Annotated in this window: 25 protein-coding genes and 1 tRNA gene; all 26 read right to left on the bottom strand. The window is 54.1% G+C overall.

Translation table 11 applies throughout. From position 1 onward, the window contains the following. Window positions 1-29 precede the first annotated feature (29 nt). Entirely contained in the window at window positions 30-359 is a 330-nt protein-coding gene (rplX, locus tag GN111_RS11320) for a 50S ribosomal protein L24 (protein ID WP_155303858.1), read from the bottom strand. Between the two features lie 28 nt (window positions 360-387). After that, window positions 388-756 (bottom strand): 50S ribosomal protein L14, encoded by a 369-nt coding sequence (gene rplN, locus GN111_RS11325; protein WP_155303859.1) that lies wholly within the window; start codon window positions 754-756, stop codon window positions 388-390. A gap of 18 nt (window positions 757-774) precedes the next feature. Continuing rightward, on the bottom strand, window positions 775-1,032 hold the full coding sequence (rpsQ, locus tag GN111_RS11330) for a 30S ribosomal protein S17 (RefSeq protein WP_155303860.1): 258 nt from the start codon (window positions 1,030-1,032) through the stop codon (window positions 775-777). Window positions 1,033-1,041: 9 nt separating this feature from the next. Next, window positions 1,042-1,245 (bottom strand): 50S ribosomal protein L29, encoded by a 204-nt coding sequence (gene rpmC, locus GN111_RS11335; RefSeq protein ID WP_155303861.1) that lies wholly within the window; start codon window positions 1,243-1,245, stop codon window positions 1,042-1,044. Next, window positions 1,245-1,658: a 50S ribosomal protein L16 gene (gene rplP, locus GN111_RS11340; RefSeq protein ID WP_155303862.1), complete on the bottom strand. Its 414-nt coding sequence runs from the start codon at window positions 1,656-1,658 to the stop codon at window positions 1,245-1,247. Before rplP ends, rpmC begins: the two co-directional genes overlap by 1 nt. 18 nt (window positions 1,659-1,676) lie before the next feature. Next, window positions 1,677-2,327 carry a 30S ribosomal protein S3 gene (gene rpsC, locus GN111_RS11345; RefSeq protein WP_155303863.1) on the bottom strand — a complete coding sequence of 217 codons (651 nt, stop codon included), beginning with the start codon at window positions 2,325-2,327 and terminating at the stop codon, window positions 1,677-1,679. Between the two features lie 11 nt (window positions 2,328-2,338). Further along, window positions 2,339-2,680: a 50S ribosomal protein L22 gene (gene rplV / locus GN111_RS11350; protein WP_155303864.1), complete on the bottom strand. Its 342-nt coding sequence runs from the start codon at window positions 2,678-2,680 to the stop codon at window positions 2,339-2,341. 16 nt (window positions 2,681-2,696) lie between these two features. After that, complete coding sequence (rpsS, locus tag GN111_RS11355; protein WP_155303865.1) at window positions 2,697-2,978, bottom strand: 30S ribosomal protein S19; 282 nt, start codon at window positions 2,976-2,978, stop codon at window positions 2,697-2,699. Between the two features lie 71 nt (window positions 2,979-3,049). Beyond that, window positions 3,050-3,874 carry a 50S ribosomal protein L2 gene (gene rplB / locus GN111_RS11360; RefSeq protein ID WP_155303866.1) on the bottom strand — a complete coding sequence of 275 codons (825 nt, stop codon included), beginning with the start codon at window positions 3,872-3,874 and terminating at the stop codon, window positions 3,050-3,052. Between the two features lie 17 nt (window positions 3,875-3,891). After that, window positions 3,892-4,179 carry a 50S ribosomal protein L23 gene (gene rplW / locus GN111_RS11365; protein ID WP_155303867.1) on the bottom strand — a complete coding sequence of 96 codons (288 nt, stop codon included), beginning with the start codon at window positions 4,177-4,179 and terminating at the stop codon, window positions 3,892-3,894. Further along, window positions 4,179-4,799, bottom strand: a complete 621-nt coding sequence (rplD, locus tag GN111_RS11370; RefSeq protein ID WP_155303868.1) for a 50S ribosomal protein L4 — start codon at window positions 4,797-4,799, stop codon at window positions 4,179-4,181. Before rplD ends, rplW begins: the two co-directional genes overlap by 1 nt. 87 nt (window positions 4,800-4,886) lie before the next feature. Further along, window positions 4,887-5,516, bottom strand: coding sequence for a 50S ribosomal protein L3 (rplC, locus tag GN111_RS11375; protein WP_155303869.1), 630 nt, complete (start codon window positions 5,514-5,516; stop codon window positions 4,887-4,889). A 15-nt stretch (window positions 5,517-5,531) separates the two neighbouring features. After that, on the bottom strand, window positions 5,532-5,843 hold the full coding sequence (rpsJ, locus tag GN111_RS11380; RefSeq protein ID WP_435050932.1) for a 30S ribosomal protein S10: 312 nt from the start codon (window positions 5,841-5,843) through the stop codon (window positions 5,532-5,534). Between the two features lie 17 nt (window positions 5,844-5,860). Beyond that, window positions 5,861-7,054, bottom strand: a complete 1,194-nt coding sequence (gene tuf, locus GN111_RS11385; protein WP_155303870.1) for an elongation factor Tu — start codon at window positions 7,052-7,054, stop codon at window positions 5,861-5,863. Window positions 7,055-7,182: 128 nt separating this feature from the next. Beyond that, a complete protein-coding gene (gene rpsG, locus GN111_RS11390) occupies window positions 7,183-7,653 on the bottom strand; it encodes a 30S ribosomal protein S7 (RefSeq protein ID WP_155303871.1) in 471 nt (156 codons plus the stop codon). Window positions 7,654-7,694: 41 nt separating this feature from the next. Continuing rightward, window positions 7,695-8,066 (bottom strand): 30S ribosomal protein S12, encoded by a 372-nt coding sequence (gene rpsL / locus GN111_RS11395; RefSeq protein WP_155303872.1) that lies wholly within the window; start codon window positions 8,064-8,066, stop codon window positions 7,695-7,697. A 112-nt stretch (window positions 8,067-8,178) separates the two neighbouring features. After that, the gene (gene rpoC, locus GN111_RS11400) at window positions 8,179-12,588 is read right to left on the bottom strand and encodes a DNA-directed RNA polymerase subunit beta' (RefSeq protein ID WP_155303873.1); all 4,410 of its coding nucleotides are present in this window, start codon (window positions 12,586-12,588) and stop codon (window positions 8,179-8,181) included. Between the two features lie 68 nt (window positions 12,589-12,656). After that, the gene (gene rpoB / locus GN111_RS11405; RefSeq protein WP_155303874.1) at window positions 12,657-16,739 is read right to left on the bottom strand and encodes a DNA-directed RNA polymerase subunit beta; all 4,083 of its coding nucleotides are present in this window, start codon (window positions 16,737-16,739) and stop codon (window positions 12,657-12,659) included. A 140-nt stretch (window positions 16,740-16,879) separates the two neighbouring features. Further along, entirely contained in the window at window positions 16,880-17,269 is a 390-nt protein-coding gene (rplL, locus tag GN111_RS11410; RefSeq protein ID WP_155303875.1) for a 50S ribosomal protein L7/L12, read from the bottom strand. Window positions 17,270-17,332: 63 nt separating this feature from the next. After that, entirely contained in the window at window positions 17,333-17,857 is a 525-nt protein-coding gene (gene rplJ / locus GN111_RS11415) for a 50S ribosomal protein L10 (protein ID WP_155303876.1), read from the bottom strand. A gap of 299 nt (window positions 17,858-18,156) precedes the next feature. Then, the gene (gene rplA / locus GN111_RS11420) at window positions 18,157-18,861 is read right to left on the bottom strand and encodes a 50S ribosomal protein L1 (protein ID WP_155303877.1); all 705 of its coding nucleotides are present in this window, start codon (window positions 18,859-18,861) and stop codon (window positions 18,157-18,159) included. A 96-nt stretch (window positions 18,862-18,957) separates the two neighbouring features. Continuing rightward, window positions 18,958-19,380, bottom strand: a complete 423-nt coding sequence (rplK, locus tag GN111_RS11425; RefSeq protein ID WP_155303878.1) for a 50S ribosomal protein L11 — start codon at window positions 19,378-19,380, stop codon at window positions 18,958-18,960. Window positions 19,381-19,449: 69 nt separating this feature from the next. After that, entirely contained in the window at window positions 19,450-19,980 is a 531-nt protein-coding gene (nusG, locus tag GN111_RS11430) for a transcription termination/antitermination protein NusG (RefSeq protein ID WP_155303879.1), read from the bottom strand. A gap of 16 nt (window positions 19,981-19,996) precedes the next feature. Beyond that, window positions 19,997-20,353 (bottom strand): preprotein translocase subunit SecE, encoded by a 357-nt coding sequence (secE, locus tag GN111_RS11435; RefSeq protein WP_155303880.1) that lies wholly within the window; start codon window positions 20,351-20,353, stop codon window positions 19,997-19,999. Between the two features lie 87 nt (window positions 20,354-20,440). Then, window positions 20,441-20,517: transfer RNA gene (locus GN111_RS11440), tRNA-Trp, on the bottom strand. Between the two features lie 33 nt (window positions 20,518-20,550). Continuing rightward, window positions 20,551-20,700, bottom strand: coding sequence for a 50S ribosomal protein L33 (gene rpmG / locus GN111_RS11445; protein ID WP_155303881.1), 150 nt, complete (start codon window positions 20,698-20,700; stop codon window positions 20,551-20,553). Between the last annotated feature and the right edge of the window lie 14 nt (window positions 20,701-20,714).

The following is a 20,714-nucleotide window of genomic DNA, read 5'->3' on the forward strand; positions in this document are numbered from 1 at the left end:
CTCTTTGAGAGCCTTGTACGTATCCGTCCTTAGGCATCTATGATTTCACTGCATTTCGTGCAGATGCGCACCGTTTTGCCATCGTCCAGGGTTTTCTTTTTTACCCTTACGGGCTCAATGCATTTATTGCACATCAGCATAACGTTGGACCAGTGAATCGGGGCTTCGCTCTCGAGTATCCCACCCTGCCGGTTCTGGGCATTGGGCTTCGTATGTCGCTTCACGATATTGATATTCTCGACGAGGAGACGATTTTTCTTTTTGATGACCTTTAGAACCTTGCCGACCTTGCCTTTATCTTTACCGGCGATGATCTTCACCTTGTCATCTTTTTTGATTGGGATAGAATCTCTGATCATTTCTTTTCTCCACAGAGCGGGCCTGGTATTACAGCACCTCGGGTGCCAGTGACACGATTTTCATAAATCGTTTGGCGCGCAGTTCGCGGGCCACGGGACCGAAAATACGGGTACCCAGAGGTTCACGCTGGTTATTGATCAACACGGCGGAGTTGTCGTCAAAACGGATGTAGGACCCATCGGGCCGCCGGATTTCTTTCTTGGTCCGGACCACGACGGCCCGCAGAACGTCGCCCTTTTTGACTTTGGCATTGGGTATGGCTTCTTTTACGGTAACGACGATGATGTCTCCAATGCCGGCATACCGTCTTTTGGAGCCCCCCAGAACTTTGATGCAATATACCGCACGCGCACCCGAGTTGTCCGCCACCGTCAGTTTTGTTTCGGCCTGAATCATGTTTCTCGTCCTTTATGGCTATACGGCTTTTTCGATAATCTCGGTAACACGCCACCGCTTAAGCTTGCTGATCGGTCTGGACTCGGTAATCATCACCCGGTCTCCGATGTTGCAGATGTTTTCCTTGTCATGGGCGGCAAATTTGTTGCGGCGACGAATATATTTCTTGTACAGCGGATGCTTGACCAGCCGCTCCACCTGAACCACGGCGGTTTTGTCCATTTTGTCGCTAACCACGGTACCAATAAGTTGTCTTTTTATTCCGCGAGTTTTCATGACCGTATCTTAGTCTTCTTCTTGGGGTTGGTTTTTGGCGTTCAGCACAGTTCTCAGCCGGGCAATATCCTTTTTGGTCTCCCCGATCTTTTTCGGATTTTCCAGTTGCCCGACTTCATGCTGAAACCGCAGATTGAACAGGGTTTCTTTCAACTCGGAGATCTTCTGCTGAATCTCTTCGGTACCGAGTTCCCTGATTTCACTGGCTTTCATTATAGCTCGCTCCTCTCCACAAACCGGGTTTTTACGGGCAGCTTGTGGGCCGCAAGGCGCAACGCCTCCATGGCCATCTCCCGGCTGACTCCGGTCATTTCGTACAATACGCGTCCGGGACGGATTACGGCCACCCAGCCTTCCGGGGCGCCTTTTCCTTTACCCATTCGTACTTCGGCAGGTTTTTTGGTATAAGGTTTGTCGGGAAAAATCCGAATCCAGATCTTACCACCCCTTTTGACGTGCCGGGTCATAGCGATACGCGCTGCCTCGATCTGCTTCGAGGAAATTTTTCCGCAATCAATGGCCTGCAGTCCGAACTCTCCGAAATTCAGGTCGCTGCCCCTGTAGGCGGCCCCCTTCATTCTTCCCTTCTGACTTTTGCGATATTTGACCTTTTTAGGGCTCAGCATTTCTTGTCTCCCACGAGCTTAACCGCGTATTTCGGCTTGGTCTTTTTTAAGAATTTCCCCATGGAATACGAATACTTTGATTCCAACGATTCCATAGGTAGTGCGGGCTTCGGTGATACCGTAGTCAATGTCCGCACGCAGGGTGTGCAAGGGAACCCGGCCCTCGCGATACCATTCGGTACGGGCCATTTCCGCTCCACCAAGGCGGCCTGAACAAATAATCTTGACGCCTTGGGCCCCGAAGCGCATGGCAGAGGAAACGCCTCTTTTCATGGCTCTTCTGAAGGCTACGCGTCGTTCGATCTGCATGGCGACGTTTTCGGCAACCAACTGAGCATCCACTTCCGGTTTCCTTACCTCCTGGATGTCAATCAAAACTTCCTGGCTCACACGGCCTTCGAGCTGTTTTTTGAGCTTTTCGATCTCAGAACCCTTTTTCCCGATGACGATACCGGGACGGGCGGTGAAGATCCGAAGTCGAACCCGCCGAGTGGATCGCTCGATTTCGATTTTTGCTACGCCGGCATGATGGAGTTTTTCTTTGATGAACTTTCTGATCTGGTAGTCCTCAAAGATGTAATCCGAGTATTTCTTGCCTGCAAACCACCGGGATTCCCAAGTCTTTACGATTCCCAGCCTCAGTGAGATAGGGTTGACTTTCTGGCCCAAACTATTCCTCCTTACTGTACGGAACCTTCTGCTAACACAACGGTAATATGAGCGGTCTTTTTAAGTATCCGCGCCCCTCTGCCCCTGGCCCTCGCTTTAAAGCGCTTCATGGAGGGCCCCTGATCGACGATCAAATTGCTGACAATCAGATCGTCCACGTCAATACTGGTGTTCTGGTCTGCGTTAGCAACAGCGGATCGAACGATTTTTTCGACGATGCCAGCGGATTTCTGCGGCATGAATTTCAGTGCGTTAATAGCCGTCTCCGCGGGTTTCCCTTTGATGGCATCGACGATCATCCTCACTTTCTGAGGAGATATGCGCACATATCGTTGTGTAGCTCTGACCTCCATTTAGGGCCTTCCTTTTCTATCGTTTAACCTTGGATTTCCTATCCGCTGCATGTCCATAGTAGGTCCGCGTCGGAGAGAATTCACCCAGTTTGTGTCCAACCATGTTTTCCGTGACGAAAACGGGTAAAAACTTCCTGCCGTTATGCACTGCCAGGGTAAGGCCGACCATTTCCGGCAGGATGGTCGAGCGACGCGACCAGGTTTTGATGACCTGGTTGCTGCGGGAGCCCTGGGCTTCGTTCACTTTCCTTAATAATTTCTCTTCGATATAAGGACCTTTTTTTAACGAACGTGGCATGATTTCTCCTGCTGAATTGCCGTTTCAGGCCGAGCGGTCTGCAATTATCGATCCGCTCGAAAAGGGTTGCGCTATTTCGTTCGCCGTTTGACGATGAAGCGATCGGTACGTTTATTTTTGCGGGTGCGGTAGCCTTTGGTTGGCACACCCCAAGGCGAGCAGGGGTGCCTTCCGCCGGACGAACGCCCTTCGCCGCCGCCCATGGGATGGTCCACCGGGTTCATGGCCACGCCACGAACCTTGGGTCGGCGCCCTTTCCAGCGATTGCGTCCCGCTTTACCAAGCGATACGTTCTCATGAGTGACATTGCCCAACTGCCCGACGGTAGCCTTGCAATTGAGCAGAACCATTCGAACCTCTCCCGACGGTAGTTTGACCAGCGCGTAGCGGTCCTCTTTAGCCATCAGTTGGGCAAAGGTTCCTGCGCTGCGGACAATTTGCCCGCCCTTGCCGATGCGCAACTCGATGTTGTGAATGTGCGTACCCAGCGGAATGTTGGCCAATGGCAGGGTGTTTCCGGGCTGAATGTCCGCATCCGGTCCAGACATCACGGTATCGCCCACGGAAAGTTTAAGCGGGGCGATAATGTACCGCTTTTCTCCGTCGGCATAGTACAGCAGGGCGATGCGGGCAGAGCGGTTGGGGTCGTACTCGATGGTTGCGACCTTCGCCGGTACGCCGTCTTTGTCACGTTTAAAATCGATGATACGGTAGTAGCGTTTGTGTCCACCACCGCGGCGCCGACTGGTAACGCGCCCGTTGGCATTGCGGCCACCAGTCTTTTTAAGAATCCGAAGCAGACTTTTTTCGGGAGTCGTTTCGGTAATTTCTTCAAATCCGGGATAATTCTGGAAGCGGCGCCCCGGACTGGTCGGTTTCACTTTTTTTACTGCCATCGTTAACCTCCTGGTGTCTAAACACCTTCGAAGAAATCAATACGTTCACCGGGCATCAGGGTCACAATGGCTTTCTTCCAGTCCTTGCGTTTCCCAAGAATCCGACCGCGTCGCTTGATTTTGCCTCTGATATGCATGGTGCGCGTCTTGGCCACCCTGACATTGAATATTTTCTCAACGGCCCGGGCAATCTCGACACGATTGGCGCTGCGATCCACCTCGAAGGAGATCTGATTGCTTTCCTCTTTCTGGATATTGGTCTTTTCGGTGATAACGGGTCTTTTAATGATATCGTACTGATTCATCAGGCCAGCCTCCCCTCTATCCCTTCGATCGCCGGCTGAACAAGTACCAGCTTGGGGTATTTCAGGATATCATAGACATTCAGGCCCTGTGTCCGAAGGACCTTTACGCCGGGAACGTTGCGGGAGGACATTTCCAGCCGTTCGTTTTTCTCACCGGTTACAATCAGCGCTTTTTCCGCATTTAGCCCTTTGACGATTCCGGCGAAAACCTTGGTCTTGATTTCTTCCAGTTCGAACCGATCCACTACAACCAGCTGCTGTTCCTGAACCTTGCTCGTCAACGCCATTTTCAACGCCAGCTTGCGGACTTTTTTGGAAACCTTTTTCGAATAGTCCCGGGGATCGGGCCCGAATACGACGCCCCCTCCACGAAGGACCGGAGACTTGATGTCACCCTTACGGGCACGACCGGTGCCCTTTTGCCGGTAAAGCTTGTGTCGGCTTCCCTTGACATCTGAGCGTCGCTTCACCGATGCCGTACCCGCCCGTCTGGCATTTAGCTGAGCCGTGACAACCTGGTGCAGCACGCTCTTTTTTACCGGAACGTTGAAGATTGCATCATTCAACTCGGCTTGCGAGACGACATCTCCATCTACATTTATTACATCCACAACAGCCATAATGTTCCTCGTTAACTGGCCTTTTGCCAACACATGGGTGGAAGGAGAAAAATCCTGTCACCATTGCTGTGGCCTGAAGATCCCGCGCTAGGCAAACAGGATCTTGTTTATCGTTACGATGCCCGAACGGCTCCCGGGAAGGGGGCCTTTAAGGAGTATAAGATTCTCTTCGGGACGAATATCTACGATTTCCAGATTTCTGACCGTCTTGGTGTCTACCCCGTAGTGTCCGGGCATCCGCTTTCCCCGGATGACCTTTGCAGGCCAGGCGCTGCAGCCGATGGAACCGGGCGTCCGTTTGCTATGGGAGCCGTGGGTCATCCGCCCGCCGTTGAAGCCATGCCGCTTCATGACCCCGGAGAAACCCCGCCCCTTGGTGGTTCCGGTGACATTGACCTTCTCGCCGATTGCGAAAATTTCAGGGCCGATGGGCTGACCCAAGGTGTAGTCTTCCGGATTATCCACACCCACTTCCTTGAGCGTTTCGAAGCAGGTGTCGCCGGCTTTCTTGAAATGGCCTTTAAGCGGCTTGTTGGTGTTCTTTTCTTTTTTAGATCCGAATCCCAACTGGAGGGCTTTATATCCGTCGGTCTCGTCTTTCTTGATCTGGGTGACCACGCAAGGGCCAACCTGCAAAACGGTAACAGGGATGTATTGCCCGTTGTCCCCGAACATGGATGTCATGCCCAGTTTTTTTCCTACCAGTCCTTTACACATCTCTCGTATCCCGTGTTAAAGTTTGATCTCCACATCGACGCCAGGAGACAAATCCAGCTTCATCAGCGCATCCACGGTCTGCTGGGTCGGCTCAAGAATGTCCAGTAGCCGCTTATGGGTCCGCATTTCGAACTGCTCCCTGGATTTTTTATCCACATGGGGAGATCGAAGGACACAGTATTTGTTGATGGTCGTCGGCAATGGTATGGGGCCGACAACTTTGGCACCGGTCTTCCGAGCTGTGTCGAAAATATCACTGGCCGATTGATCCAGAAGCTTATGATCGTAGGCTTTAAGCCGGATCCTGATCTTGGAGTTCATTATCATCGTTATCGACTCTCTTTTTATTCGATTATCTCGCTGACGACACCGGCACCCACCGTGCGTCCGCCTTCGCGGATCGCAAAACGAAGCTCTTTCTCCATGGCGATCGGCGTGATCAACTCGGCCGTAATGGCAACGTTATCACCGGGCATTACCATCTCTACGCCTTCCGGAAGATTCAATATGCCCGTCACGTCCGTCGTCCGAAAATAAAATTGCGGACGATATCCGTTGAAAAACGGCGTATGCCGGCCGCCCTCTTCCTTGCTCAGAATGTACGCCTCGGCCTTGAACTTCGTGTGCGGCGTGATCGATCCAGGCGCACTCACCACCTGCCCGCGCTCCACCTCGTCGCGCTTGGTGCCGCGAAGCAGCACGCCGATATTGTCGCCCGCCTGTCCTTCGTCAAGCAGCTTGCGGAACATCTCCACGCCCGTACACACCGTCTTGGTCGTCTCGCGGATACCCACAATCTCCACGTTGTCGCCCACATGGATGATCCCGCGCTCCACACGACCGGTCACAACCGTTCCCCGACCCGAAATGCTGAACACGTCCTCGATCGGCATCAGGAACGGTTTGTCCACATCGCGCTCCGGCTCCGGAATATAACTGTCGATCGCATCCAGAAGCTCGAAAATGCACTTGGCGTCTTCCGAATCCGGATCATCGCTCTCCAGCGCCTTGAGCGCGCTGCCGCGGATGATCGGCGTGTCGTCTCCAGGGAACTCGTACTTGTCCAGAAGCTCGCGAAGCTCCAGCTCCACCAGCTCGATCAGCTCTTCGTCGTCCACCATGTCGCATTTGTTTAAAAAAACCACGATGCGCGGTACACCCACCTGACGGGCCAACAGGATGTGCTCGCGGGTCTGCGGCATCGGGCCGTCGTCGGCGCCCACCACCAGGATCGCCCCGTCCATCTGGGCGGCGCCGGTGATCATGTTCTTGATGTAGTCCGCATGGCCCGGGCAGTCCACATGCGCGTAATGGCGAGTGGCCGTCTCGTATTCCACGTGGGCCGTGGCGATCGTGATCCCGCGCTCTTTTTCTTCAGGCGCCTTGTCGATCTGATCGAACGGAATAAAATCCGCCATCCCCTTCAACCCGCTCAACTTCGTGATCGCTGCCGTCAGGGTCGTCTTGCCATGGTCAATGTGACCGATGGTCCCTACGTTTACGTGCGGCTTCGTCCTCTCGAATTTTTCCTTCGCCATCTCCCGGCCCTCCTGTTAACGGGGAGTATCACCCCAACAAGGCAAAAGGCTTTGATCGTCAGGCAATTGGCGGACCTGAGTGGCGCTCAAAACCTAGTGCAGATAATAGTATATATGGATGTAAATCGTTACCAGCGGTAGTGGGCAAATGCCTTGTTGGCTTCTGCCATCTTGTGCGTATCCTCTCGCTTTTTCACCGATGCGCCGCGGCCATTGGCGGCATCCATCAACTCACCGGCCAGTCTGGCACCGAAGCCTTTTTCGCCACGTCCGCGCGCATAGCTGATCACCCAGCGAATGCCAAGGGCTGTCCGCCGTGAAGGGCGGATTTCGGTCGGCACCTGATAAGTAGAACCACCGACACGACGGGATTTGACCTCGATCATGGGTTTGACATTTTCCAGGGCTTTTTCGAAAACCTTCAGCGGATCTTCATTGGTTTTCTCGCTGATAATATCGAAAGCCCCGTACAACAGTCCTTCAGCGGTACTTTTCTTTCCGTCGCGCATGATGGAGGCGACGAATTTCGAAACCAGCTTGCTGTTGTATTTGGCATCGGGAATAATGACCCGCACCGGCACTTCTCTTCTTCTGGGCATAACTCACACCATTTTCAGTTAAAATTCAAAACTCGCCCGGCCTATTTGGGCCGCTTGGCACCGTATTTGGATCGACCCTGACGTCTCCCGTCGACGCCCAAAGTATCCAGGGTTCCGCGAACGATGTGATAGCGGACACCCGGTAAATCCTTGACCCGGCCGCCACGGACCAATACGACGGAGTGCTCCTGCAGATTGTGGCCGATTCCAGGGATATAGGCGGTTACCTCCACACCGGTGGTCAGACGAACCCTGGCGACCTTACGCAAGGCCGAGTTGGGTTTTTTGGGCGTCGAAGTATACACACGGGTACAGACACCTCTTTTCTGAGGTGCACTTTTCAAAGCCGGCGTGGCCTTTTTCTTTTCGACCCGTTTCCGGCCCTTACGCACGAGCTGGTTGATTGTTGGCATAGCAATCCCTTTAGTAGTTCAGTTGCATCAATTTTCTTCGCGCACAGAAACCGCTTATGTATATTTTGCTTTTTTGTTTGTCAAGGAAATTTTTAAACACGTTCCCAAGCTATCATTCGCCATCACTGGCCGTTACGGCAATATCGCGGTACCGGGTAACGCCCGTTCCCGCCGGAATGATCCGGCCCATGATGACGTTTTCTTTCAGGCCCCGGAGTTGGTCCTCGGCTCCGGCAATGGCGGCATCGGTCAGCACCTTGGTGGTCTCCTGGAAGGAGGCCGCCGAAATAAAACTGTCCGTGCTGAGCGACGCTTTGGTAATCCCGAGGATCAGCGGTTCGGCGATGGCCGGCTTGCCGCCTTCGGCGACGATGGCCTCGTTGGCCTCTTCAAAGTTGATCTTATCCACCTGCTCCTCCAGAATGAAATCGGTATCGCCGATGTCCACCACTTTGACCCGCCGCATCATCTGACGCACGATCACTTCGATATGCTTGTCGTTGATGCGCACACCCTGGAGTCGGTAGACTTCCTGGACTTCATCCACCAGGTACTTGGCCAGGGCCACCTCACCCTTGATCTTGAGAATATCCTGGGGGTTGGCGGCACCGCCAATAAGTGGCTCTCCCGCCCGAATGTAATCCCCTTCGTAAACGTTGATATGCTTGCCTCTGGGAATCAGGTATTCTTTCTTTTCGCCGACGTCTACCGGGGTGATGGTAACCCGCTGTTTTCCCTTTTTCGTGGCCTTGGCAATGGAAACGTACCCGTCGATCTCGCTGAGCACCGCCACCTCTTTCGGCTTGCGAACCTCGAACAGTTCGGCGACCCGGGGAAGACCGCCGGTGATGTCCTTGGTCTTGGTAGTGGCCCGGGGAAGCTTGGCGATAATGTCGCCGGCTTTTATCGGATCACCCTCTTCGACCATGACGACAGCATCCACCGGGAGCATGTAGCGCGCCATCCCCGACCCTTTGGTCAGTTTGGCGGTTTTGCCGTCCGCGCCTTTGATGGAAATCCGCGGACGTTCTTCAGCGGTTTTGGATTCGATCACCGTACGGCTGGATTTACCGGTCACCGGGTCCACTTTTTCCTGGATAGTCTTGCCCGGAATCAGGTCTCCGAATTTGACGGTACCGGCGGTTTCGGTAAGGATCGGGGTGGTAAACGGATCCCATACGGCCAACAGATCTCCGGGACTCACTGCCTGACCCTCCTGAACCACGATGTGGGCGCCGTAAATAACCGGACAGCGCTCGCGCTCCCGTCCGGTTTCGCCGACAATGGCAAATTCGCCGCCCCGGCGGTTCATGACAACCAGTTCGTTATCGGCATTTTTAACCACATTGAGATCGACGAACTTGATCTTTCCAGCCGTGCGGGCACGGATATCGGCCTGCTCGACCCGTCGACTGGCCGTACCGCCGATGTGGAAGGTCCGCATGGTCAGCTGCGTTCCCGGCTCCCCGATGGACTGGGCTGCCAGAATCCCCACCGCCTGGCCCATTTCGACTGTACGACCGTGAGCCAGGTCCCGTCCGTAACATTTGGCGCAAACGCCGTATTTGGTACGGCAGGTCAACACACTGCGAATCAGAACATTGTTCACTCCAGCATCTTCGATCTTCCGGGCATCTTTTTCGTCGATCTCCTTGCCCTCCGGAACGATGACTTCATCGGTAAAGGGATCCAGGACGTCGGTGACCGTGGTCCGGCCCAGGATTCGTTCGCTGAGGCGTTGAATCACCTCTCCGCCTTCGAGCAGCGGTTCGACTTCGACGCCCATGGTCGTGCCGCAGTCATCCTCGACCACGGCACAGTCCTGGGCCACGTCGGCCAAGCGTCGGGTCAGGTAACCGGAGTTGGCGGTTTTCAGCGCGGTGTCGGCAAGTCCCTTGCGGGCACCGTGGGTGGAGGTGAAGTACTGGAGCACGGAAAGCCCTTCCCGGAAATTGGCCTGAATGGGCGTTTCGATGATCTCGCCGGAAGGTTTGGCCATCAGGCCACGCATTCCGGCCAGCTGCCGCATCTGGTCCTTGCTGCCCCGAGCGCCGGAATCAGCCATCATATAGATGGGGTTGAAACTTTCCGCCACCATCGGATTTCCGGATTCATCCAGACGGACGTTGCCGTCAGCGTCTGTCAGCGTCTCCACCTTCATGGCATCCATCATCTCGTTGGCTACGTCGTCGGTGGCCTTGGCCCAGATGTCCACCACCTTGTTATACTTCTCCCCTTGTGTGATGAGGCCTTCGGTGTATTGTCGTCCGATTTCGCTGACCTGGGAATCCGCCTGTTTGAGAATATCCCATTTCTTTTCAGGAATGATCATGGCGTCGATGGCAATGGACAGCCCGCCCTTGGTGGAGTACTTGTATCCGATATCCTTGAGCCGGTCGGCCAAAATGACCGTGGCTTTCGGTCCGAGATTACGATAGACATAATCGACCAGACCGCGAAGAGCCCCCTTGTCCATCACCTTGTTGATGGTTTCGAAAGGAATTTCGGGTCGGCGCTCCATCACCTGAAACAGGTGGTATCCCGATCCGTTGGCGAAAATCGCGGAGATTTCGTTTTCCGAGAGCTGAAACAGGGCTTCGACATCTTCGGCTTCCGCACCGAACACCCGCACGAACTCTTCTCTTTTAAGCAGCCCTATCTCGCCGCCGTTCTCTTTGTCCCGGCTTTCTGAATACTGTGCCACGAGACCTGAAAAGTCTTCTCCGGCCAGCGCCGCCTTGGAAATCTTGGCCATAGTCTTCTCATCCTTGACCATGATGTGCCGCAGCCGGACCACTTCCTCCTTGGGCATGATTTCCCACAACAGAATTCGGCCGACAATGGTTTCCACCCGCTTGCCATTGATACGAACCGTGATGCTGGCGTGCAGATCGACCGCCCGGTCGTCGTAAGCGACACGAACTTCTTCCGGATTGGCGAATATCTTGCCCTCGCCGATGCAACCCTCTTTTCCCCTAGTCATGTAGTACAATCCAAGTACGATGTCCTGACTGGGAACGATGATTGGGCTGCCGTTGGCCGGGGAAAGGATGTTGTTGCTGGCCAGCATAAGTACACGGGCCTCAATCTGGGATTCGACAGAAAGCGGAACATGCACAGCCATCTGGTCCCCGTCGAAGTCGGCATTGAAGGCTGTACATACCAGCGGGTGCAGTTGAATGGCCTTGCCCTCGATCAGCGTCGGCTCGAAGGCCTGAATTCCCAACCGGTGCAAAGTCGGTGCCCGGTTAAGCATCACGGGGTATTCCTTGACGACTTCGTCGAGTGTATCCCATACTTCCGGAACTTCTCGCTCGACCATCTTCTTGGCGCTTTTTACCGTGGAAACTAAGCCCTTTTGCTCCAACCGGTAGTAGACAAAAGGCTTGAACAGCTCCAGGGCCATCTTCTTCGGCAGGCCGCACTGATGCAGTCGCAGGTTCGGCCCCACGGTAATGACCGTACGTCCGGAGTAGTCCACCCGTTTTCCCAAAAGGTTCTGACGAAAACGACCCTGTTTGCCCTTGAGGGTGTCGCTCAAGGATTTGAGGGGCCGCTTGTTGGTTCCGGTAATGACCCGGCCGTGGCGCCCGTTGTCGAAAAGCACGTCCACGGATTCTTGAAGCATGCGCTTTTCGTTTCGTACGATGATCTCGGGCGCCTTCAGGTCCATGAGTCGCTTGAGCCGGTTGTTGCGGTTGATGACCCGCCGATAGAGATCGTTGAGATCGGATGTGGCAAAGCGTCCACCTTCAAGGGGCACCAGCGGTCTCAGGTCGGGCGGCAGCACGGGGATGACGTCCATGACCATCCAGACGGGCTCCAGGCCCGATCGCATGAAGGCGTCCACAATTTTCAGCCGTTTCGAGAGCTTCTGCCTTTTGGCGACGGAGTTGGTGGCCCGGATGTCCTTTCTCAGTTCCTGGTAGAGCTCGTCCAGTTCGATATTTTCAAGCAGGGCCTTGACGGCTTCCGCTCCGATGCCGGCTTCGAAGCTTCCGGCACCATAAGTTTCCAGGGCCTCATGGTATTTTTCGTCGGACAGCAGTTGACCGCGGGAAAGGGCCGTATCCTTGGGATCGATGACGATGTAGGAATCGAAGTAAAGAACCTTCTCCATGTTTTTTAGAGTGATGTCGAGAAGGTTGCCGATTTTGCTGGGCAGACTTTTTAGAAACCAGATATGGGAAACCGGTGTGGCCAGTTCGATGTGGCCCATGCGCTCTCGGCGGACCTTGGACTGGATTACTTCCACGCCGCACTTTTCGCAGATCACGCCCCGGTGCTTCATGCGTTTGTACTTGCCGCAATTGCACTCGTAATCCTTGGTTGGTCCGAAAATCTTGGCACAGAAAAGGCCGTCACGCTCCGGCTTGAATGTCCGGTAATTGATGGTCTCCGGCTTTTTTATCTCGCCGTGGGACCACTGTCGGATCTGGTCCGATGAGGCCAAAGAGACCTTGACGCCGGTATAACGCCTGGGATCGGTCGGTTTCGAAAAAAAATCATATAGTGTTTCCATAACTGTTTCCTTTATCGTCGTTACGGATGATCAAAAAATCGTTGCCCGATGGTTCGCTGTCGGTCCGGTTACTCCTCCAAAAGGGTCACATCCAGCCCCAGGCTCTGAAGCTCTTTGGTGAGCACCTTGAACGATTCGGGGATACCCGGCTCCAAAACGTTCTGCCCCTTGACGATTTTCTCGTACATGCGGGTACGTCCCGCCATGTCGTCGGATTTTACCGTGAGAAATTCCTGCAGGGCATGGGCGGCGCCGTAGGCCTCCATGGCCCAGACCTCCATTTCGCCCAACCGCTGACCGCCAAACTGGGCTTTGCCACCCAAAGGCTGCTGGGTAACAAGAGAATAGGGCCCGATAGAGCGGGCGTGGATCTTGTCGTCGACAAGGTGGTGCAATTTGAGCATGTACATGGTGCCGACAGTGATTTTCTCTTTGAAGGCCTCTCCCGTATGGCCGTCATACAGCGTTGTCTGGCCGGTGGGGCTCAATCCCGCCTCGGTCAGCAAGTTCTTGATCTCTTCCTCTTTGGCACCGTCAAATACGGGTGTCGCCATGTGAACGCCACCACGGTAGAAAGCGGCAAAATCCTTGATTTCCGTGTCACTCATCTTTTTCAGGTTGCCGGCAGCGCCTTCGAAAATCGCGTCCAACTTCTTGCGCAGATCCTGCACCTTGCTCTCTTCGAGCAAGGCGTTGAGCTGGTCGCCCAGTCCCTTGGCCGCCAGGCCCAGGTGAATTTCAAGAATCTGGCCGACGTTCATGCGGGACGGAACCCCCAAGGGATTGAGCACCATATCGACCGGATTGCCGTTGGCGAAGTAAGGCATGTCTTCGATGGGCAGAATCCTGGAAACTACACCTTTGTTGCCATGGCGCCCGGCCATCTTGTCCCCCACGGAGAGTTTGCGCTTCATGGCCACATAGACTTTGACCATTTTGATCACGCCGGGGGGCAGTTCGTCGCCCTTCTCGAAACGCCCCAGCCGGGCTTCGAACTCTTCCTGGCAGCGGGCCACCTGGGCGCGGTAGGCGTCCAATACCTGATGGACCTTCTCTGTAAGAACGGCGTCGTCAAAAAGCAGTCCCTCCAAATCGGCCACGGGGATGTCGGACAGGATGCCCGGTTCAATGGCGGTGTTCTTGGCCAGAAGAACCTTCTTGCCCTTTTTCAAGGAAACCGAACACTTCTCACCGTCCAGGAGCGACTCCAATTGAGAACGCACGCTTTGGCCGATAATTTTGATCTCGTCGTTCTTGTTCTTCTCCATCGCCGCCATTTCGGCTTTTTCGATGGCATGGGTGCGTTCGTCCTTGTCAACGCCCCGGCGGGAGAAAATTTTGGCATCAATGACGATCCCCTCGACACCCGGCGGAACCCGAAGCGAGGTATCCTTGACGTCACCGGCCTTCTCTCCGAATATCGCTCTGAGCAGCTTCTCTTCGGGAGAAAGTTGGGTTTCACCTTTGGGGGTGATTTTACCGACCAGAATATCCCCCTGATTCACTTCGGCACCCAGACGGATAATACCGCTGTCGTCCAGATTCCTCAAGGCCTCTTCGCCTACATTGGGGATATCGCGGGTAACCTCTTCCTTACCCAGCTTGGTGTCCCGGGCCACCACTTCGAACTCCTCGATGTGTACCGAGGTATAAACTCCATCTCTGACCAAACGTTCGCTGACGAGAATCGAGTCCTCGAAGTTATATCCGCCCCAGGGCATGAAGGCCACGGTGACATTTTTACCCAAAGCGAGTTCTCCCTGCTCGGTGGCGGGGCCGTCGGCGATAATCTCGCCAGCGTTCACGAACTGGCCTTTTTTGACCATGGGACGCTGATTGAAACAGGTGTTCTGATTCGACCGGACGAATTTGTGCAGGTTGTAAATGGTTACCTGTTTGTCGTGACCGGCTTCGGCAGAATCGTGCCGCAGAACGATACGCGAAGCGTCCACATCGACCACCTCACCGTCGCGGCTGGCCACAATGGTTACGCCGGAATCGCGAGCCACCACCCCTTCGATGCCGGTTCCCACCAGCGGCGCCTCGGCCTTGATCAGCGGAACGGCCTGGCGCTGCATGTTGGACCCCATCAGGGCGCGGTTGGCGTCGTCATTCTCGAGAAAAGGAATCAGGGAAGCGGAAACACTCACCAACTGATTGGGCGAAATATCCATCAGTTCGATCTTTTCCCGCTCGACCATCATCAGTTCGCCGGCAACCCTGGAGGTCACCGTCGGATTGATATACTGGTTGTTCTCGTCGATGGGCGCATTGGCCTGGGCGATGGGGTGATCCTTTTCCTCGAAGGCGCTGAGAAATTTGACGTCCTTGGATACCGTGGCGTCTTCGACAACCCGGTAGGGCGTCTCGATAAAGCCAAAATCGTTGACCTTGGCGTAAGTGCTCAGAGAAACGATGAGTCCGATGTTGGGACCTTCCGGCGTTTCGATGGGGCAGATGCGCCCGTAGTGCGACGGATGCACATCGCGGACCTCGAACCCGGCCCGTTCACGGGTCAGACCACCGGGTCCCAGAGCGCTCAGGCGGCGCTTATGGGTGGTCTCGGACAGGGGGTTGGTCTTGTCCATGAACTGGCTGAGCTGGCTGGTCCCGAAGAACTCTTTGACAACCGCCGAAACCGGTTTGGGGTTCACCAGGTCATGGGGCATCAGGGCATCGACTTCCTGCAGGCTCATACGCTCCTTGATGGCCCGCTCCATGCGCACCAGACCAATGCGGTACTGGTTTTCGAGCAGTTCGCCGACGGCCCTGACCCTGCGATTGCCCAGATGATCGATATCATCGACCACACCCTGGGTGTCGCGCAGTTCGACCAGCGTTTTGGCCGTCAGCAAAATGTCTTCTTTGCGGAGCGTTCGCACATTGACCGGCGTATCGATGCCCAAACGCAGATTGATCTTGAGCCGCCCCACACCGGACAGGTCGTAATAGGAAGACTTGAAAAAGAGATGATCCAGAAAATCCTGGGCAACTTCGGGGGTGGCCGGATTTCCCGGTCGCAGCAGCCGGTAGATCTCGATCAACGCTTCCTCTTTGTTGGCAACCTTGTCCAAAAGAAGGGTCTTGCGGATGGAGTCGCTGCTGGAGGCCCCGTCGATGAAAAGCAGTTCGAAGGCTTCGACGTGGGCATCTTCCAGTTGTTTCAGAAGGGTTTCGTCAATGACGTCTCCGGCCTGGGCAATCACCGCCTCGGTCTGCGGGTCGGCGATGGAAAAGGCGACGGATTTGTCAAGCAAGTCCTCGCGTTCGATGGGAACCCGGGTAATTTTTCCCGCCATCTGCTTGAGGGCCCGCTGGGTGAACATGCGACCTTTCTTGACGATGATTTCGCCGCTTTCCGGATCGACCACATCCTTGCTGGCCCGGGTACCCTTCAATACTTTCGGGGCGACCTCCCGGTAGTACTCGCTCTTTTCGAAGGTGATTTTCTCGGTGTTGTAGAAATAGCTCAAAAGATCCTCGGTGGAATACCCGAAGGCTTTGAACAGTACGGTGACGGGAAACTTTCTCCGGCGGTCGATCCGGATGTAAACGATGTCCTTGGGATCGATCTCCAGGTCGATCCACGATCCCCGAACCGGGATGATCCGGGAACTGTATATGATTTTCCCGCTGGAGTGGCTTTTGCCCTTGTCGTGGTCGAAAAAAACGCCTGACGAACGATGGAGCTGGCTGACGACAACACGCTCGGTTCCGTTGATGATGAACGTTCCCTTGTCGGTCATCAAAGGAATGGTGCCGAAATAAATCTCCTGTTCCTTGATGTCCCTGATATTGGATACACCGGTGTCTTTGTCCAAATCGTAGACCACCAGCCGCACGGTGATGCGCACCGGCAGCTCGTAGGTCATTCCGCGATGAACACACTCTTCCTCGCTATGCTTGATCTCGGCAAATCGATAAGACACAAACTCCAGAGAAGCACTGCCCGTAAAATCCTTTATGGGAAATACGGACTTGAAAACCGCCTGCAAACCGATGTCCTCCCGCTTTTCGGGGGGCACGTTCATTTGGAGAAATCGCTGATAGGAATCGCGCTGCATTCCAATCAGATCTGGGATTTCTACAATTTTCTTGATTTTGCCAAAGCTTTTTCTAATTCTCTTGTTCGCCGTTGGTCTTTTCGACATGGCAACTCCGATAAATGATTTAGGAATATGAAAATGGGATCAAAGGATTTCGCACCTTTGCACCCCATTTCCACATTCAATACTTTTTAAAATAAATAAAGGATATTGCATACCTTTTGGCGTCTAGCGCCAATATCGGATTACTTCAGCTCCACCTGGGCGCCGGCTTCTTCGAGTTGGGCCTGGATCTTTTCGGCCTCTTCCTTGGGTACGCCTTCCTTGACCGGTTTGGGTGCTTCATCAACCAAGGCCTTGGCTTCTTTCAGGCCCAGACCGGTGATGGCGCGAACCTCTTTGATCACGGCGATCTTTTTGTCACCGGCAGCAGTCAGAACGACGTCGAATTCGTTTTTCTCTTCAGCGGCTGCAGCACCGCCGGCATCTCCGGCGGGCCCGGCGGCCATCATGGCAACAGGAGCGGCTGCGGAAACACCGAATTTCTCTTCCATCTCCTTCACCATCTCGGAGAGTTCCAGAACAGACATATTTGCAATAAATTCAATTACATCTTCTTTAGTAATATCAGCCATTGGGTTTTTTCCTCCAGTACAATTTTCGGTCTTTAAAAAATATCGATTGTTGAAAGCTTAAGATCAGGCCTGGGCTTCTTTCTGGTCCTTGATCGCCTGAAGCACGTTGACGAATCGCCGCGGCACGTCAGCCAGAGCCGTGACCAACGAGGTCGGTACGGCATTCATGGCGGAAAGCACCTGTGCCAACAGAACTTCTCGTGACGGCAGGGAAGAAAGCGCCTTGATTCCCTCGGGATCGATGATCTTGCCGTTAAGGACGCCACCTTTTATTTCGAACTTTTTGTTTTCCTGGACGAAATCGGCGAGCACCTTTGCCGGCGCCACCGGATCGTCCTGGCTCAGGGCGATGGCGCTTGGCCCTGTGAACTGATCCTTGATCAGGGCGACGTCGTTGCCTTCCGAAGCGCGAACGAGAAGCGAATTTTTCACCACCTGGTATTCGGTGTTGGCCTCTCTGAGTTTGCGTCTCAGGACGTTCATCGCTGCAACGTCAAGCCCCTTGTAGTCGGTCAGAATAACGAGGGTTGACTTTTCAAAGCGTCCCTGAAGGTCTTCGGCGATCTGCTTTTTCTTGTGAATATCCAATGTTTGATTACACCCCCTTCCTTAAACTGCAAAAACCGGAGGACACTTGATGGCTTGATTTCCGGGAGGTCCTTCTGAAACAATCGTATCGACTGCAATCATGCTGTCGGAAGGGCTCATGAAACAATCCAACTCCGTCTCGGCAGGCCGGTATGTACCGATTAAACACGCAGTCCCTTTTCCTAACGGGGCTTGGTGAACCTACAGTCTTTGACAGTGTGATCGTACAGGCCGTTTTAAACCTGCGGTTATAATAAAAAGATCTTGCCGCTATGAAAACAAGGAGGCCTGTGGCGCTCCTATTTCCCCAGGTCCTTGACCAGGGCGGTATCGATTTTGATGCCGGGCCCCATGGTGGTGGACACGGCAATCCCTTTCAGGTAGGTTCCTTTGCTGGAAGACGGTTTCAACTTCAAAATGGTTTCAAGAAATGCGGTGATATTCTCAATGAGTCGCTGCGAACCAAAGGAGACTTTTCCCATCGGGGCGTGTACGATGCCCGCTTTTTCAACTCGAAATTCGATTTTACCGGCTTTGAGTTCCTGAACCGTTTTGGCAACATCGAAGGTCACCGTTCCGGTTTTGGCGTTGGGCATCAAGCCTCGCGGTCCGAGGAGCCGACCGATCTTTCCAACGGTGCCCATCATGTCCGGGGTCGCAATGGCCTTGTCAAAGCCGAACCAGCCCTCTTTAATCTTTTCGACCAGATCTTCGTTACCGACGAATTCGGCTCCGGCTTCCCTGGCTTCGGCTTCCTTTTCACCCTTGGCAAAAACAAGTACCTTGACCTCTTTTCCAAGGCCGTTGGGCAGAACGACGGTCCCGCGCACCATCTGGTCGGCATGCCTGGGATCGACCCCGAGGCGAACAGCCACGTCTACGGTCTCGTCAAACTTGGCATAGGATGAAGAGATGGCAGCATCGATCGCTTCGGTGAAATCGTAACGCCGGGCTGACTCGATCTTACTGGATGATTCCCTGTATTTTTTACCATGCTTCGGCATCTTCGTTCTTGCTCCTTGCAAATGATTCGCTTAGCACCCTCTCTGTGCGCTGGCGCCCGAATTGCGGCGTCGAAACGCGCAGGCGCTGCCGGGTGGCTATTTTATATCGATCCCCATGCTCCTGGCGGTTCCACCGATAATTTTGCAGGCCGCCGCCAGATCGTTGGCGTTAAGGTCTTCCATTTTAATTTTCGCAATCTCCTCAACCTGGGCCATGGTTACGCTGCCCACACGATCCCTTTTGGGGTCGCCTGCCCCCTTGGCCACTTTGGCAGCCTTCTTTAAAAGGACGGCGGCCGGCGGCGTTTTGGTGATGAAGGTAAATGAGCGGTCCTGGAAAACGGTAATGACCACCGGGATGATCATACCGGCATCGTTAGCCGTACGCGCATTGAATGCCTTGCAAAAATCCATGATATTGACACCATGCTGCCCGAGGGCCGGGCCGATGGGAGGAGACGGGTTCGCCTTGCCTGCTTCGACTTGAAGCTTGATTTGAGCCATTACCTTTTTAGCCATTGTTCGATCATTTCCCTTGAAAATCGTTGAATTGTATAAGCGTTACCATCCGGGCCGCCAGCCGTGCGGCTACAACTTGGTGACTTGGACAAAATCCAGTTCAACCGGTGTGGATCGGCCGAAAATACTCACCAGGACCTTGATCTTTCCCTTTTCGGGATTGACTTCCTCAACGGTACCGTTAAAGTTGGTGAACGGCCCGTCGATGACGCGGATCTCGTCCCCGGTTTCGAAGAAGTATTTCGGTTGTGGCTGGTTTTTGCCCGCCTCCATCCGGTTGAGGATGGTGTTGGCTTCTTCTTCCGTGATGGGAGTCGGCTTTTCCCGTCCCCCAAGAAATCCGGTAACTTTCGGTGTATTGTTCACGATGTGCCAGGTTTCGTCGTCAAGTTCCATTTTGACGAGAAGATAGCCGGGGTAGAACTTTCGCGAAGAGGTCCTCCGCTTGCCCTTGACCAGTTCGACGACCTCTTCCGTCGGAACGAGGACTTCATCGAACTTGTCCGGGTTGGGCGAAGAGGCAATCTTTTCCTCGAGAGATGCCTTTACCTTGTTCTCGAATCCCGAATAGACATGAACAATATACCATTTTTTGGCCACGATAACCGCTCCTGCGCTATTGCAATACTGCTCGGATCAGGCCGGACAGACCCGCATCGACCACCCCGAGAAACAGCGAGATGATCGCCACGATAACCAAGACAACCACTGTGGACCCCATGGTCTGTTTTCTGGACGGCCAGGTGACTTTCTTCAGTTCGACCTTGACCTCCCTGAGGAACTGGAGCGACTTGTCGATAACATTCTTTTCCTTGGCGACCGTAGGCTTGCTAACCGGGGTATAGGTTTTCTTCACCACCGGCTTTGCCTTCGCCTGATCACCAGGGGAATTGGGATCCAGATCGACTTCGTTCGCAGATTGCGTTTTCTTAATCTTTCTTTTTGGATCTTTCTTTCGAAGTAAGCGTCCCATCACACCCCGTTATGCGAAAAGGCGGAACGCCGCAATCTCCAATGAGGTCGCGATGTTCGTCACCATTATATAAAACATCGAAAATTGTGGCAGGCCAGGAGGGATTCGAACCCCCAACACCCGGATTTGGAGTCCGATGCTCTACCAATTAGAGCTACTGGCCTGCATCAAATCCACGACACACAAAGCGACAGGTGTTACTTGGTCTCTTTGTGCGGCGTATGTTTCTTGCAAAAACGGCAGTACTTGCTGAACTCCAGCTTGTCCGGCGTCGTGCGCTTGTTTTTGGTGGTTGTATAGTTCCTGCGCTTACACTCCGTGCAGGCCAGTGTTATAATAATTCTCACTTGAAGGCACTCCT

It is taken from the genome of Desulfosarcina widdelii (assembly GCF_009688965.1).
Classification (GTDB): Bacteria; Desulfobacterota; Desulfobacteria; order Desulfobacterales; family Desulfosarcinaceae; genus Desulfosarcina; species Desulfosarcina widdelii.